This is a genomic window from Nonomuraea sp. 10N515B (assembly GCF_052245915.1).
GTDB lineage: Bacteria > Actinomycetota > Actinomycetes > Streptosporangiales > Streptosporangiaceae > Nonomuraea.
In genome coordinates this window covers 68,796-82,924 of record NZ_JBQQBQ010000014.1, presented here as the reverse complement: position 1 = coordinate 82,924, position 14,129 = coordinate 68,796, and the positions used below count along the sequence as shown (strand labels likewise).

14 protein-coding genes and 1 pseudogene are annotated in these 14,129 nt (G+C 68.8%); 8 read left to right on the top strand and 7 right to left on the bottom strand.

Features of this window, described 5'->3' with window-relative positions:
- Positions 1–2: 2 nt before the first annotated feature.
- Positions 3–305, bottom strand: coding sequence for a hypothetical protein (locus ACTWQA_RS22930; protein WP_443161187.1), 303 nt, complete (start codon positions 303–305; stop codon positions 3–5).
- A gap of 78 nt (positions 306–383) precedes the next feature.
- Between ACTWQA_RS22930 and ACTWQA_RS22925 the strand changes: the two genes are divergently transcribed.
- Complete coding sequence (locus ACTWQA_RS22925; protein WP_327584978.1) at positions 384–1,178, top strand: universal stress protein; 795 nt, start codon at positions 384–386, stop codon at positions 1,176–1,178.
- Positions 1,179–1,210: 32 nt separating this feature from the next.
- Here the strand turns inward: ACTWQA_RS22925 and ACTWQA_RS22920 are convergent, their stop codons facing one another.
- Both ACTWQA_RS22920 and ACTWQA_RS22915 read right to left on the bottom strand, forming a co-directional pair.
- Positions 1,211–2,326: a glycosyltransferase gene (locus ACTWQA_RS22920; RefSeq protein WP_443161186.1), complete on the bottom strand. Its 1,116-nt coding sequence runs from the start codon at positions 2,324–2,326 to the stop codon at positions 1,211–1,213.
- Complete coding sequence (locus ACTWQA_RS22915) at positions 2,323–3,297, bottom strand: glucosyl-3-phosphoglycerate synthase (protein ID WP_443161185.1); 975 nt, start codon at positions 3,295–3,297, stop codon at positions 2,323–2,325. Before ACTWQA_RS22915 ends, ACTWQA_RS22920 begins: the two co-directional genes overlap by 4 nt.
- Positions 3,298–3,363: 66 nt before the next feature.
- Here ACTWQA_RS22915 and ACTWQA_RS22910 point away from each other — a divergent pair, with 66 nt between their 5' ends.
- The gene (locus tag ACTWQA_RS22910; RefSeq protein WP_443161184.1) at positions 3,364–4,347 is read left to right on the top strand and encodes a Gfo/Idh/MocA family protein; all 984 of its coding nucleotides are present in this window, start codon (positions 3,364–3,366) and stop codon (positions 4,345–4,347) included.
- A complete protein-coding gene (locus ACTWQA_RS22905) occupies positions 4,340–5,443 on the top strand; it encodes a zinc-dependent alcohol dehydrogenase (RefSeq protein ID WP_443161183.1) in 1,104 nt (367 codons plus the stop codon). The genes ACTWQA_RS22910 and ACTWQA_RS22905 overlap by 8 nt, the downstream gene beginning before the upstream one ends.
- 9 nt (positions 5,444–5,452) lie before the next feature.
- On the opposite strand, the pseudogene ACTWQA_RS22900 reads toward ACTWQA_RS22905, so the two are convergent.
- The 3 genes and pseudogenes from ACTWQA_RS22900 to ACTWQA_RS22890 form a co-directional block, all read right to left on the bottom strand.
- Positions 5,453–6,628 (bottom strand): annotated as a pseudogene (locus ACTWQA_RS22900) (MGH1-like glycoside hydrolase domain-containing protein); the annotation flags it as partial.
- On the bottom strand, positions 6,628–7,413 hold the full coding sequence (locus ACTWQA_RS22895; RefSeq protein ID WP_305918438.1) for a sugar phosphate isomerase/epimerase family protein: 786 nt from the start codon (positions 7,411–7,413) through the stop codon (positions 6,628–6,630). The gene ACTWQA_RS22895 and the pseudogene ACTWQA_RS22900, both read right to left, overlap by 1 nt.
- 3 nt (positions 7,414–7,416) lie before the next feature.
- A complete protein-coding gene (locus ACTWQA_RS22890) occupies positions 7,417–8,445 on the bottom strand; it encodes a zinc-binding dehydrogenase (RefSeq protein WP_443161182.1) in 1,029 nt (342 codons plus the stop codon).
- Positions 8,446–8,705: 260 nt separating this feature from the next.
- On the opposite strand from ACTWQA_RS22890, the gene ACTWQA_RS22885 reads away from it, so the two are divergent.
- From ACTWQA_RS22885 to ACTWQA_RS22865, 5 genes are all read left to right on the top strand, one after another.
- Entirely contained in the window at positions 8,706–8,903 is a 198-nt protein-coding gene (locus tag ACTWQA_RS22885; RefSeq protein WP_443161181.1) for a hypothetical protein, read from the top strand.
- Positions 8,904–9,033: 130 nt separating this feature from the next.
- Complete coding sequence (locus ACTWQA_RS22880; protein WP_443161180.1) at positions 9,034–10,407, top strand: ABC transporter substrate-binding protein; 1,374 nt, start codon at positions 9,034–9,036, stop codon at positions 10,405–10,407.
- Positions 10,404–11,360 (top strand): carbohydrate ABC transporter permease, encoded by a 957-nt coding sequence (locus ACTWQA_RS22875; RefSeq protein WP_443161179.1) that lies wholly within the window; start codon positions 10,404–10,406, stop codon positions 11,358–11,360. The genes ACTWQA_RS22880 and ACTWQA_RS22875 overlap by 4 nt, the downstream gene beginning before the upstream one ends.
- The gene (locus tag ACTWQA_RS22870) at positions 11,347–12,192 is read left to right on the top strand and encodes a carbohydrate ABC transporter permease (protein ID WP_443161178.1); all 846 of its coding nucleotides are present in this window, start codon (positions 11,347–11,349) and stop codon (positions 12,190–12,192) included. The genes ACTWQA_RS22875 and ACTWQA_RS22870 overlap by 14 nt, the downstream gene beginning before the upstream one ends.
- A 3-nt stretch (positions 12,193–12,195) precedes the next feature.
- Positions 12,196–13,344 (top strand): ROK family transcriptional regulator, encoded by a 1,149-nt coding sequence (locus ACTWQA_RS22865; RefSeq protein ID WP_443161177.1) that lies wholly within the window; start codon positions 12,196–12,198, stop codon positions 13,342–13,344.
- A gap of 4 nt (positions 13,345–13,348) precedes the next feature.
- On the opposite strand, the gene ACTWQA_RS22860 is transcribed toward ACTWQA_RS22865, so the two are convergent.
- The gene (locus ACTWQA_RS22860; protein ID WP_443161176.1) at positions 13,349–14,101 is read right to left on the bottom strand and encodes a helical backbone metal receptor; all 753 of its coding nucleotides are present in this window, start codon (positions 14,099–14,101) and stop codon (positions 13,349–13,351) included.
- Positions 14,102–14,129: the final 28 nt, after the last annotated feature.

Here is a 14,129-nt window from a genome sequence, read left to right as displayed (position 1 = left end):
GGTCAGGTGAGCAGCTTGTACGCCAGGGCGGCGTGCTGAGTCTCCAGCTCGGTCTGGGTGATGAGCCCGCGATCGAATGCCTCTGTGGTGGCATCGCGCTCGGCCACGTAGTACGCCGCCATGATCTCGCTGCGGAGCGGCGTGAAGCCACGCGCCACGCAGTCGGCGAAAATGGTGACCTTCTTGTCGACGACGTCCGCAGCCACCGTGCACGCCAGATCGTGCTCACGCAGCTGCTGAACCGCTTCACGAAGGGTGATCGGGCCCAGGGCCCCGTTGAAGTGGATGTCAAGAGTGATCTTCACTGTTTTGCGCCTCCGATGGTTTACAACGTTCGGATCGAGGCGGCGTATTCCCAGGTCAGAGCGGGTAAGAGGGCAGTCGTGATCGGTGAGCACGTGATCGTCGGCTATACCAGCGACGCGGGAGGACGGGAGGCTCTGGCCCTTGGCGCCGCGATCGCGCGGGTCACGGGCGGCGAGCTCACGGTCGCGACGATCTACCCGCCGGGCAGCCCGGGGCTGGCGGTCGAGGCGCAGGCCAACCTGGCGCACGCGGCAGAGGAGCTGGGTCCGACGCCGGCCGAGTACATCACGTACGAGAGCAGAGGCACCGGACGCGGGCTGTCGGTGCTGGCCAGCCGGATCAGGGCCGACCTGATCGTGGTCGGCTCGACGGACGGCGGGCAGCACGGCCGCATCGCCATCGGCGCCACCTCCGACCACCTGCTCCACCGGTCGTCGGAGGCGGTCATGCTGGCGCCCGACCAGTACGTGCCGTCCGACGTGCCCAGCCGCCTCACGCTGGCCTACGTGCACCGGCCGCAGTGTGACGCGGCGGTCGAGCGGATGGCGCAGGCGGCGCTGCGGCTGGGTGTGCCGCTCCGGCTGATCACCTTCGACCTGCGTACCGAGGATCAGGGCAAGCTCAGGGATGATCTCGCGTTGGCCGTGCGGCTGGCTTGGGAGAGCACGGGGATCGAGGCGGAGTCGGAGGTGGCCGAGGGGCACGACGTGGCCGCCGCGATGGCCGACGTCGAGTGGGTGCCCGGTGAGTTGCTGGTCTGTGCGGCGAGCGAGGACGCGCAGCCGCACCGGGTGTTTCTCGGCGAGCTGGCCATGAAGATGTTGCGGGCGTCGTCTTGCCCGGTCACCGTCCTGCCCCGGAGCTTCTCGTAAGCCGCAGCTCCGGCGCTGTCCGATGGCGGAGGTTACGGTCGTACGACCCTCTCGTACAGCTCCAGGTAACGGTCGGCCATGACCGACGGGGAGAAGCGGCGGCGGGCCTCGGCGCGGCACTCCTCGGGATCCAGCTCGTCCACCCGTAGCACCCACTCGGCCAGCTCCTCCTCGCTGTCGGCCAGGAAGCCGGTGCGGCCGTGGTCGATGATCTCGGGAAGGCAGCCGCGGCGTAGCCCGATGGGCGGCACCCCGAGGGCCAGCGCCTCGACGACGGCCGTGCCGCCGGGCTCGTCCCACTGGATGGGGAAGAGCGCGGCGCGGGCCGAGGCGTACAGGTAGTCCCTGGCCGGGCCGCCCACCGCGCCGACCCACCTGACCAGCTCCTCGTCGAGGTAGCGGGAGACCTGGTCGAGGTGGTAGCGCACGTCCGGGTGGCCGTACAGCGGGTGGTAGGGGTTCTGCGCCACGACGTCCAGCTCGGCCGGGGTGTTGCGGCCGCTTACGGGTCCGGCCAGCACCAGCGGAAGCCCCAGCTTCTGGCAGAGCCTGGCCGCCACATGCTGGCCCTTGAGCTGGCAGATCCGGCCCATCACCACGAAATGCTCCCCGCGCGCCGCCGGTACGTCACGGTCGGTGAGCGGGGTGGCCAGGTGGATCGCGCCGAGCGAGGCCGCGCGCAGGGCGTCGGGGGCGCGGGCGAGTTGTGACTCCGAGACGCCGTTGACGGCGATCGACGACGGGAACGCGCCGTAGAAGTCCGGATGTTTACGCAGGTCCCAGTGCAGGGTGTGGAGGACGGGAGGCCCGCCCAGGGCGGCCAGGATCGCCGGCCCGACCACCTCCAGGTGGTCGTGGACGAGGTCGATGTCGTCGCGGGCGCGCAGCTCGGCGACCAGCCGTGCCTGGTGCGCGTGGGCGATGCCCATGACCTGGTTGTACGGCTTCTGCAACTCCGTGAACTGCCCCTCGTCGTAGACGCTGATCAGCTCGTCCACGTCCAGCGTGCTCGTCCCCACGGAGGCCAGCACCACCTGGACGCCCCGCTCGCGCAGCGCGGGCACCAGCGTCGCCACCACGTTCTCGATCCCGCCGTAGCCAGGGGGCGGGACCGTGAGCCATGGCCCCGCGTTGATCAGGACTTTCATGCCACATCCTCCTCCAGGACGAGGGAGGCGAGCGGAGGTCGCTCCGCCACGGCCATGTCCACCAGATCGACGTCGCCGTCGAGCCCGAACTGCAGCAACGTGTGCGCCGGGGGCTCCGACGCCATCACCCGGCCCTGACGTTCCAGCCGGGACCAGGCGGTGAGCAGGATCTGCCCGGCCATCCGGCCGAGCGCGGCCATCGACTGGTGGGTGTGCGTACGGTGGCCCAGGTCCACCTGCGCCATCGCGTCCAGCCCGATGAACTCGTGCAGGTCGACGAGGAGCCCCAGCTCCACGCCGTACTCGGTGACGAACGGCACCTGTTCGAGCACCGCGCGCCGAGCGGCGTACTCTCCGCCGAGCGGCTGGCCGAATCCCGCGAGCTCCGGCCAGAACATGTTGATCAGCGGCCGGGCCACCAGCTCGGTGACGCGGCCGCCACCGCCCCGCTGGACGATGCCGTCCGCGCCGGTGTACGGCCGCTCGTAGGTGGCCTTGACGAAGTGGATATCGGCGTCCACCAACAGCGGTCCCACCAGGCCGGATATGTAATGCGCGCCGAAGCTGCGCAGGTCGGCGTCCACGAACACCACGAGGTCGCCGCTCGATTCGGCCAGTCCTTTCCACAGCGCTTCGCCCTTGCCCGTCAGCTGGGGCAGCTGCGGGAGCACCTCGTTCTGCGCGACCACGCGTGCGCCCGCCTCGCGGGCCCGGTCGGCGGTCGCGTCCGTGGAGTTCGAGTCGACCACGAGGATCTCGTCCACGAGCGGCGTGCGCTCGACGAGGTCGCGGCGGATGACAGTGACGATGTCGCCGACCGTGCTCTCCTCGTCGCGAGCAGGCAGGACGACGCTCACCGTGGTGGTTCCCTTGGCCAGCATTAAGGCGTCTACGGGCCACTCGGCTGCGGTGCTCGAGTGGGGGCCGTACCACTCCTGAACCCTGGACAAGGCTCGCACATCTGTTTCCATGCAGTCAGCCCCGTTCTCATGCGGTCACGACCTCTGCCCGATCTATACGTCCTTGAACATGTTTGTTTGGTCGCGACCGAATGTGGCATATGCGAGGTTGTGTCCCCAATGACCCGCGTCGGCATCATAGGTGCCGGAAATGTCGCCGCTCGCCATGCAGACGTCCTGTCCGGATTCCCCGATGTCACGATCGCTGGAGTCGCCGACACGGATCCCCACAGGGCCGAGGCTCTGGCCTCCAAGCATGGTTCCCCCGCCTATGGCGGCCATGCAGACCTGCTCAGTGCCGGCGGTCTGGATGCGGTCTATGTCTGTGTTCCTCCTTTCGCGCACGGTAACCCGGAACGCGATGTCTTGTCGTGTGATCTCCCTCTCTTTGTAGAAAAACCGCTATCACTAGATCTAGAAACCGCAGAATTTATCGCGTCCGAAATAGCGCGGAAATCCCTGCCGTCCGCGGTCGGCCACCACTGGCGCTACCTCGGCATCGTCGAGCAGGCCCACGACCTGCTGGACGGCCGCCCCGTACGCCTCGCGCTCGGCCACTGGCTCGACAAGATCCCCCCGGTCGCCTGGTGGCTCAACCGCAGCATGTCCGGCGGCCAGATCATCGAGCAGGCCGTCCACGTGCTGGACCTGGCCCGGGTTCTGGTGGGCGAGGTCGCGATGGTGCATGCCGTCCCCGAGGACAACACCCATGACGGCGAGGTGGACCGGGCCACGGCCGCGGTGATGCGCTTCTCCGGCGGTGCGGCCGGCCTGCTGGCCACCTCCTGCCTGCTCACCCAGAAGCACCGCGTGGGGCTGGAGATCTGCGCCGACGGCATCGCGCTGGAGCTGAGCGAGACGCGGCTGCTGGTCGACGGGCAGCGCGTCATCGAGGACGACGGGCAGGCCAAGACCCGGGTGGACCGGGAGTTCATCGACGCCGTCCAAGGCAAGGACGCGGACGTGCGCGTGCCGTACCGTGAGGCTCTGCGGACCCATCGCCTGGCGCTGGCGCTCGCCCGGTCCGCCGCGGAACGGAGGCCGGTGATGCTTGATGAGTAAGGTGCTCAGCATTGAGGCGCCCGGGGAGGTGGCGCTGGTCGAGGAGAAGCTGTCCGGCATCCACGAGGGCGGGTTCAGGGTGGCGACCACGCACAGCGGCGTCTCGGCCGGGACCGAGCTGACCTTCGTCAAGGGCACGAACCCCTCCCTGACCTCCACCTGGGACCACGCGCTCGGGTTGTTCACCGAGGGCACGCCCTCGGTCGCCTATCCGGTGCGCGGCATCGGCTACATGCAGGTCGGCCTGGTGGTGGAGACCCGTACGCGGGCCGTGAGCGAGGGCGCGCTGGTGGCGATGTGCTACGGGCACCGCACGGACTATGTGGCGGACCCGATGGAGGACAGATTCGTCGAGCTGCCCGACGACCTCGACCCGCTGCTCGGCATCTACGTCGCCCACATGGGCCCGATCTGCGCCAACGGCCTGCTGCACGCGGCACACGACCTGCACGGCCCCGCCGTGCGGCACCTGGGCGACGGCGTACGCGGCCGCCGGGTGGTGGTCGTGGGCGCGGGCGTGGTCGGCCTGCTGACCGCCTGCTTCGCCAGGGCCTGCGACGCGGCCGAGGTCGTGGTCGTGGACGAGACCCCGGCCAGGCTGGCGGTCGCCGAGGCGCTCGGCTCGCACGTGATGGCCGCCGACGACGACCCCGCTGTGGATCTGAAGCGCCGCTGGCGGCACGGTCCGGGCGACCGGGGCGCCGACGTGGTGTTCCAGTGCCGCGGCCAGCCCCGGGCCCTGGCGCTCGCCCTGCGGCTGCTGCGGCCGCAGGGCACGCTGATCGACCTGGCCTTCTATACGCAGGGCGCGCAGGAGGTGCGGCTCGGCGAGGAGTTCCACCACAACGGGCTGACGGTGCGCTGCGCCCAGATCGGCAGGGTGCCGCGCGGGCTGGCGCACGCCTGGGACAGGGAGCGGCTCTCACACGAGACGATCAACCTGCTCAGGCGGCACGGCGGAGTGCTACGCCGGCACCTGATCACTGACGTGGTCGGCTTTCCCGAAGCTCCCCAGTTCCTCACCGATCTCGCCGCCGGCCGCCGCCACACCGTCCAGGCCGTGCTCTGCGACGACGTCGAGGAGGAGGGCGGCTGACCAGCTGAAGTCGTGGCAGCCGTGGCCGCGCAGGGTGAACGGGTCGAAATACTCGCGGAAGCCTGACCTGGCCACCATGGTGATCATGCCGTCGGCAAGCGGGCCGGCGAGGTCGGGGCGGCGGTCCTTGAGCCCCTGCCAGACCAGCCAGCAGAGGTTGATCCAGCTCGGGCCCCGCCAGTAGCGCACCGGGTCGAACTCCGGCGCCGACGGGGAGAAGCTGGGCAGCACTCCGTCCTTCAAGGCGAAGCGGTCCAGCGCGGTCGCGATCAGCCTGTCGGCGATCTCGCCCGGCAGTCCGGACAGCATGAGCGGCGTCAGCCCGGCGGCGCTGGCCGAGTGGATGAGGTGTCCGGCGTTCACGTCGCGGGGCTGGAAGAGCTCGCCGTCGTAGAGGTGCTCGACCATGGCCGCGGTGATGGCCTCCGCCTCGCGCTCGTGCGGCTCGGGGTCCAGACCGCACACCTCGGCGATCTTGGCGAGCGTCTGCTCGGCCACGCCGTACGCGGTGTTGAACAGCGGGTCCTCGATGTGGAACGCGCCAGGCCGGCGGTAGCCGGAGTCGCGGTAGGCCTTGGCGAGGGCGACATAGCGCTCGTAGTCGCGGTCGGTCGGCCGCTCCTCGGCGCTGACGGTGTCGATGTCCCTGCGGACGAACCCGGTGGGGCGGTCCTGCACACCCTGGAGCGGCAGGTCCCAGGCCGGGCTGTTGTCCATGCCCGACTCCCAGGGATGCACGATCGAGATCAGGCCCTCGGGTGAGCGCCTGGCCGCCCGCAGGAAGTCCTGCTGGGCCACCAGCCGCGGGTAGATCCGGCGCAGGAAGGCCGGGTCCGGCTCGGCCAGGTGCGTCTTCCACGCGGCCAGCGCGTGGACCGGCGGCTGAATGATGCCGGAGGTCGCGGTCCCTGACGGCGCGCGGGTCTGCCAGAAGTCGGGGCCCGGGAAGTAGGCCCCGTCGGGCACCTTCGGGTTGAACACGATGTGCGGCACCCGCCCGTCACGCCACTGGGCGCCGAACAGGCTCAGCAGCTCCGACCTGGCCCTTCTCGGGGCCCAGTGGGCGTGGCCGATCGCGATGAAGGCCGAGTCCCAGCTCCACTGATGGGGGTAGAGCCGGCGGGAGGGAACCGAGTAGCTGCCGTCCCAGTTCGCCACCAGGACACGTATCGCCTCGCGCAGCATCAGAGGAACTTCCTGACGAAGGCCGCGGTCTCCGGCAGGACGATCTCCGGCTCGCCGCGCAGGCGGCATTCGAGCGCCAGGTAGCCGTCGTAGCCGAAGGCGTCGAGCGTGGCCAGCTGCGCGCCCCAGTCCAGGTGACCGGTGCCCGGCTGGTTCCTGTTGGACTCGCTGATCTGCATGTGCGCGAGGTAGGGGGCGGCCTCGGCCAGCGCGCGGCAGGGGTCGTCCTCCTCGATGTTCATGTGGTAGGTGTCGCCGACGACCCTGATCGAGTCCATGGCGCAGTAGGAGACCGCATCGGCCAGCGTGTTGACCATGTGGTTCTCGTAGCGGTTGAGCGGCTCCAGCATGATCAGCACGCCGTTGCGCTGTGCGTGCTCGCCCAGGATGCCCAGCGCCTCGGCCAGCACCTCGCGGTCCTCCTCGGGACTGCGCGGCGGCACGAACGGCGGCAGCCGCAGGGAGAACTGGCCCCACGAGGCCGGCGTCATGACGCCGATGCCGCCGAGCTCAGCGATCACCGTGAGCTGGGAGCGCAGCTGCTGGATGGCGTCCTTGCGCTTGGCCGGGTCGAAGTCGCCGATGAAGTGCGGCATGTCCACGCAGACCGTCGGCATGACGACGCCGTCGGCCAAGGCCCGCTTGAGCTCGGTGAGCCGGCCCGCGAAGTGGAAATCCCCCTTACCGCGCAGCTCGATGGCGTCGAACCCGGCGTCAACCGCGAACGCGAACTTCTCCTGCAGCGTGCGGCCGGGCAGAAGCTGCTCCTGTACGGCGAGCTTCACTGTTCACTCCTCGAATTGGAAGACGAGCTGGAGCACTTCGGACTGATGCTTGTCGATCAGGTCGAAAGCCTCGGCGGCCCGATCGACGGGCACGACGTGGCTGATGAGCTCGGTGACGTCGACCTCGCCCCGGTGCACGAGCTCCATGAACGTGAGCTGCAGGCGCTCGACGTCCCACCGGTGCGCCAGCCACGAGGCGACCCCGCCGATCTGGGAGGCGACGAGCTGGACCTGGTTGTGGTGGAACTCTTCGCCGAGCCGCAACCCGATGCCGTCGCCCTGGTAGAACCCGGCGGCCACAACCCGTCCGCCCTTGCGCACGGTCCTGATGGCCTCGTGCAGGCCGAGGTGGCTGCCGCTCAGCTCGATGACGGTGTCGGCGCCCTCGACGCGCTTGCGCATGAACTCGGCGACCGAGCCCGAGGCGACGTCGAACGTCTCGGCCGCGCCGAACTTCCTGGCCAGCTCGAGCCGGTCGGGGATGGCGTCGGCGGCGACCACCCTGGCGCCGCTGAGCACGGCCAGGCGAGTGGCGAGCAGCCCGATGACGCCCTGGCCGAAGATCGCGATCTGGTCACCCAGGTGCACGTCGGCGGCGTGCACCGCGTTGAGCGCGATGGCGCCCACGCGGGCGAAGACGCCGGTCAGCGGGTCGGCACCGGGCGGCAGCACGTGGCCGACCAGCTTCTCCGCCGGGACGACGGCCTCGGCACGGTGGCCCCAGATGCCCCACACGAGAGCGCCGACAGGGGGATCGGCGACATCGGGCGCCGCCTCCACCACCTCGCCGACCTCCTGGTATCCCCAGCCGCTCAGCGGGTAGGCATGGGTCTGACCCTCGACGAACAGCCGGCGCTCGGTGTCCCACTTGCGGCTGAGATAAGGGTTCGTCCCGCGATAGGCGGTGAGTTCCGTGCCTGCCGAGACTCCGGAGTAGAGCGTTCTCACGCGTACGGAGCCCGGAACGAGATCGGCGGGCGACTCCAGGCCGACGCGGACTTGGCCTGGCTCTTCAAAGGTGATGACGCGCATTCCCCAACACTTACGCTTAATGATCAATCAAAAGACAAAGCTTTATTGCTTGTTTGCACACGATACTTGCGCCCGTAACACACTTAAGTCTACGTCTTCCCCGGGAGGCTGCTGTTGCAATTGGGGTTTCTGACCGCGTGTCTTGTGGAAAGTGACCTTACCGACGTCGCCGGAGTGGGCCGTTCAGCAGGGCTTCGAGGCACCGGAAGTGGCTGGTCGCCTCACTTCGGATGGCGGACGTCACATTCAGGTAGATCGTTTTGACCGAGGCTGAATGTGCTCTAGTCCAGGGCATCTTCGCCGAAACCGGACCAGCGCTTTCCTCGATCGCATCCTACGAGAAGTACGGGCATGACCAGGAAGGTCCGGGCGTGGAGATCGTCATTGAGAACTGCCTGATGAAGAGCTGGCACCACGATGGCCGCAACCGTACATTTCCGGATATAGCCCCCTCTTGACCACGGACACCACACCGTGTGGAGCGGAGGCACGGAGAGGGTACAGCCCGGTCTCGGTATCGCCTCCCGCACGTTGCGCCATCTGATCCCGGGGTAAGGGCGGGCATATCCCCAACCAGAGGAGCGCGCCATGCCGAAGAAGGTAACCGCCGTCCTCTCCGTCGCACTGCTGACGGCCGCCACGCTGACGGCCTGCGGTGACGGCGGCGGCGAGCAGCCGACCACAGCCAACAAGATCACGGTCTGGACCGAGGAGAACCTCGAGGACCGGATGGCTGTGCAGAAGCAGATCGTCACCGAGTTCACCCAGAAGACCGGCGTCCAGGTGGAGCTGGTCGCCATGGCCGAGGACCAGTTCAGCCAGGCGATCACGGCCGCCGCCGCCGCGGATGACCTGCCCGACGTGATCGGCGCGCTGCCCCTGTCCGCGGTCCGCGAGCTGGAGACCAACGAGCTGCTCGACACCGAGACGCCGGGCAGGGTCGTGGACCAGCTCGGCAGGGACTCCTTCTCCCCGCGGGCCCTGGAGCTCAACACCTCAGGTGGCCAGTTGCTCGCGGTGCCCAGCGACGGGTGGGCGCAGCTGATCCTCTACCGCAAGGACCTGTTCGACAAGGCCGGGCTGCAGCCGCCGGACACGTACGAGGCGCTGCAGGCGGCGGCTCAGAAGCTCAACACGGGCGGCGTCGCGGGCATCACGCTGGCGATCGCGCCGAAGGACTCGTTCACCGCGCAGAGCTTCGAGCACGTGGCACAGGCGAACGGGTGCCAGCTGGTCGACAATTCCGGAAATGTCGCCCTGGACTCGCCAGCCTGCGTCCGGGCCTTCGAGTTCTACTCCAACCTGGCCAAGAACTACTCGGTCAAGGGCAAGCAGGACGTCGACACCACCCGGGCCACGTACTTCTCGGGCAAGGCGGCCATGATGATCTGGTCGTCGTTCATCCTGGACGAGATGGCGGGGCTGAGGAAGGACGCGCTGCCGAGCTGCCAGGAGTGCCGCGAGGACCCCGAGTGGCTGGCCGAGAACACCGGCGTGGTGACGGCGCTGAAGGGACCGGACGGGAGCGCACCCGCCCAGTACGGCGAGATCGTCTCGTGGGCGATCACCCGTGACGCGGCCAAGGACCCGGCGTCCAAGTTCGTCGCGTACATGATGAACGAGGGTTACGAGCGCTGGATCGGTATGGCGCCCGAGGGCAAGTTCCCCACCCGGACCACCTTCGCCGAGCAGTGGAACAAGCTGCCCGCCGGGGTCGACTCCAAGAAGCCGCTGGCCGACATCTACCCGGCCGACGTGCTGGAGTCCCTGCGCAAGAGCCCGGACACGTTCGCCCGCTGGGGCATCCCGCAGGGGCAGGGCAAGCTGGTCGGTGCCACCATGGGCGAGCTGCCGGTGCCCAAGGCGCTGAGCGGGGTCGTCGACGGGTCCCTCACCCCCCAGGCCGCGGCCGCCCAGGCCAAGGCGGACGTGGAGACGATCAAGCGCGGGATCCGGCAGTGACGACGACGCGCGTGAGGCCCGCGGCGGCGCCTGGTAAACCCAAAGGCCGGACGCTTCGGCAGCAGGAGGGCCGCGCCGGGCTCGTCCTGATCTCGCCGACGCTGATCATCACGCTGGTCGTGGTGGTGGTGCCGCTGCTGTGGGCGATCATGCTGGCGTTCCAGGACGCGCGGCTGATCAACATCCGGCGGGTGGGGATTTTCGGCAACTACACGCTGGAGAACTTCACGTACGTGATCTCCGAGCCCGGCTTCTGGACGTCCCTGGTCAACACCCTCGTCTACACGGTCGCGGGAACGGCGTTGTCGATCGTGATCGGGCTGGTGGCGGCGCTGGCGCTGCGGGACAGGTTCGCCGGCCGGACCCTGGTCAGGGCCTCGATCCTGATCCCGTACGTGGCGCCGGTCGTGGCGGTGGCGTTCCTGTGGGAGACGATGCTCAACCCGCAGTACGGCATCGTCAACACCTGGCTGCGCGAGCCCATCGCCTTCCTCACCCAGGCCAACGGCGAGTTCCTGGGCATCCAGGTGCCCGTGGCGCTGCTGACGGTGATCGCGTTCGAGGCCTGGCGGTATTTCCCGTTCGCGTTCCTGTTCATCCTGGCCAGGCTGCAAGCACTGCCCGCCGAGCTGGACGAGGCCGCGGTGGTGGACGGGGCCACGCCCACCCAGCGCTTCCGGTACGTGATCCTGCCGCAGCTGTGGCGCATCATCGCGTTGCTGTCGGTGCTGCGGTTCGTGTTCACGTTCACCAAGTTCGACGACGTCTACCTGTTGACCGGCGGCGGGGCCGGCACCGAGGTCGTCAGCGTGCGGGTCTACAACTTCCTGACCGCCCGCGACGACATCGGCGCCTCGGCCGCGCAGGCGATCGTGCTGGCGGTCGTGCTCGTCGTGTTCCTCGTCGTCTACCTGCGATTCTTCGGCGGGGGTGAGCGCGATGAGCAGGGATAACGTCGAACGGGTCCTCTTCAGGTATCTGAAGCCGCTGGTGATCCTGGTGCTCTTCCTCGTCACCGCGTTTCCGTTCTTCTACATGGTGATGTTGTCGGTCCGCGACATCCAGGAGCTCATCCTGGATCCCGGCTCGCTCTGGCCGGCCAGCTTCACCCTCGACACCTACGTGAACGTCCTGACCAGGCAGGGCTTCCTGACGTTCATGCGCAACAGCGCGATCATCGCGGTCGCGTCGGTGGCGTTCACGCTGCTGATCTCGATCCCGGGCGCATACGCGGTGGCGCGGCTGCGCTTCTTCGGGCGGCGGCAGGTGCACTTCCTGTTCCTGGCGGTGTACCTGTTCCCGGCGATCGTGCTGGCCATCCCGCTGTTCGTGCTCTTCACGATGCTCGGGCTCCGAGGATCCCTGATCGGCCTGATCCTCGTGTATATCGCGCAAACGGTGCCTGTCACGGTATACATGCTCCGCAACTACTTCGAGACCGTGCCGCAGAGCGTGGAGGAAGCGGCCGCGATCGACGGGTGCACGAGACTGTCGACCATCTGGCGGGTGGTGCTGCCGCTCTCCAAGCCCGCGCTGATGGCCACCGGCCTCTACGCCTTCATGATCGCATGGAACGAGTTCCTGTTCGCCCTGCTCTTCCTGGTGGAGCGGCGGGACAGCTGGACCGTTTCCCTGGGGCTTTCGCAGCTCGCGGGAAGCATCGAGATCCCGACGACGGTCCTGATGGCCGGGTCGGTGGTGCTCACGCTGCCGATCGTGATCGTGTTCTTCGCCAGCGAGCGCCTGCTGACGGAAGGGCTGACGGCAGGAGCCGAGAAGGGATGAACCATGCTGACGGCAGGGCAGATCCTCCAGCTCATCCGCAATGGCACCTGCCGTACACGCAAGGAACTCATCGAGTACACCGGCCTGTCCCGGTCGACGATCACTGACCGGGTGGACCGGCTCATCGACGCCGGATACATCCACGAGTCCGGCGTCGGGGCCTCCGGGGGCGGGCGACCGCCCTCGGTGCTCGAGGTGGACGCGACCAAGCGGCTGATGCTGGTCGCCGACCTGGGCGCCACACACGTCCGGGCGGCGCTGACCGACCTGGCCGCCCGGCCGCTGGCCGAGGAGAGCACCGAGATGCGCATCGACCGCGGGCCCGAGGCCGTGCTGTCGTGGGTGCGGCAGGCCTTCCAGCGCATGCTGGACCGGCACGGCCGGCCCGCCGCCGAGGTGTGCGGCATCGGGCTGGACCTGCCGGGCTCGGTGGATCACACCAACGGGCGGGTGATCAGGTCGTTCCTCATGCCGGGGTGGGACGACCATCCGGTGGGCGCGGCCATCGGGGCGGAGTACGACGTGCCGATCCTGGTGGAGAACGACGCCAACGCGATGGCCCTGGGCGAGTGGTGGTCGTCCTGGCGGGAGACCGAATCGCTGATCCTCATCAAGGTCTCGACCGGGATAGGCACCGGCATCATCCTCGAAGGCCAGATTTATCGCGGCGTCGAGGAAGCCGCCGGAAACATCGGTCATGTACGCATCCGCGAGAGCGACGACCGGGTCTGCACCTGCGGCTCGCGCGGCTGCGTCGCCTCACTGGCCAGCGGCCACGCCCTCGCCACCGACCTGGGCCAGGAGTTCAGCCGCGACGTGGTCCGGCTCGTGCAGGCCGGCGATCCCACGGCCATCGCCCGCACCCAGGAGGCGGGGCGGACCTTGGGAATCGTGCTGGCCACCGCTGTCAGCCTGCTCAACCCCGGCGTGCTGGTGCTGGCCGGGGACATGGCGGAGACCAGGGAGCACTACCTGACCGGGATCAGGGAGATCGTCTACCGGCGCAGCCTGCCGTACACGACCAGGAACCTGGAGATCGTCACCTCATCGCTGGGCGACCGGGCAGGGATCGTGGGCATGGCGGTGATCGTCATGGAGCACGTGCTCTCCCCCGCGTCCGTGGACGCCGCGCTGGCCGAGCCGGTCAGCTGACCTCTCAGCCGCCGAGGTCGCGGCGCAACCGCTCGGGCGCCTCGACGAGCGAGGGGCCGTACCAGGTGAGCAGCCGCCCGCTGACCAGGGCGCACGCCAGGCCGGGGAAACACTCGGGGCCGTCGGTCGCGGAGAACGCGTAGGGCTCGTCGGGCAGGACCACGAGCTCGGGCCGGTGCTCCATCAGCTCCGGCAGGGGGATCTTGGGGTAACGGTCGGCGTGGCCTGCGTACAGGTTGTCGACGCCGAGGCGTTTGAGGACGTCCCCGGTGAAGGTGTCGCGGCCGACGGCCATCCACGGACGCCGCCAGATGGGGATGATCGCCGTCCTTCTCGGGCCATCCGCCGTGGCCGTCCGCCACGCCGCTTCGGCCGCGTCCAGCCAGGCCGGGCGGCCGGTACGGCACGCGTACGTGAACATCCGGTCCAGCGAGACGAACGCCTCGTCCAGAGTCTCGATCTTGGTGACCCAGACGGCGATGCCGGCCGCGCGCAGGGCCTCGAGGTCGGCCGGGCGGTTCTCCTCGGCGTTGGCCAGGACGACGTCGGGCCTGAGTTTCCCGATGGCCTCCAGGTCGGGGTTCTTGGTACCCCTGACCCTGGCCACGTCGAGGTCGGCCGGGTGCGAGCACCAGTCGGTGGCCCCCACCAACGCCTCCGGCACGGTCGCCGCCACCGACTCGGTCAGCGACGGCACCAGCGACACGATCCGCCGCACCGTCTCCGGAACGGCCACCGCCCTACCGAGGTCATCCATATCCACACCCTAGATCTATGGATAAGGG

Coding starts and splice junctions, on each gene's coding strand:
- ACTWQA_RS22860 (WP_443161176.1), bottom strand. CDS start 14,101: ATGGATGACCTCGGTAGGGCGGTGGCCGTTCCGGAGACGGTGCGGCGG.
- ACTWQA_RS22880 (WP_443161180.1), top strand. CDS start 9,034: ATGCCGAAGAAGGTAACCGCCGTCCTCTCCGTCGCACTGCTGACGGCC.
- ACTWQA_RS22865 (WP_443161177.1), top strand. CDS start 12,196: ATGCTGACGGCAGGGCAGATCCTCCAGCTCATCCGCAATGGCACCTGC.
- ACTWQA_RS22870 (WP_443161178.1), top strand. CDS start 11,347: ATGAGCAGGGATAACGTCGAACGGGTCCTCTTCAGGTATCTGAAGCCG.
- ACTWQA_RS22920 (WP_443161186.1), bottom strand. CDS start 2,326: ATGAAAGTCCTGATCAACGCGGGGCCATGGCTCACGGTCCCGCCCCCT.
- ACTWQA_RS22905 (WP_443161183.1), top strand. CDS start 4,340: ATGAGTAAGGTGCTCAGCATTGAGGCGCCCGGGGAGGTGGCGCTGGTC.
- ACTWQA_RS22915 (WP_443161185.1), bottom strand. CDS start 3,297: ATGGAAACAGATGTGCGAGCCTTGTCCAGGGTTCAGGAGTGGTACGGC.
- ACTWQA_RS22890 (WP_443161182.1), bottom strand. CDS start 8,445: ATGCGCGTCATCACCTTTGAAGAGCCAGGCCAAGTCCGCGTCGGCCTG.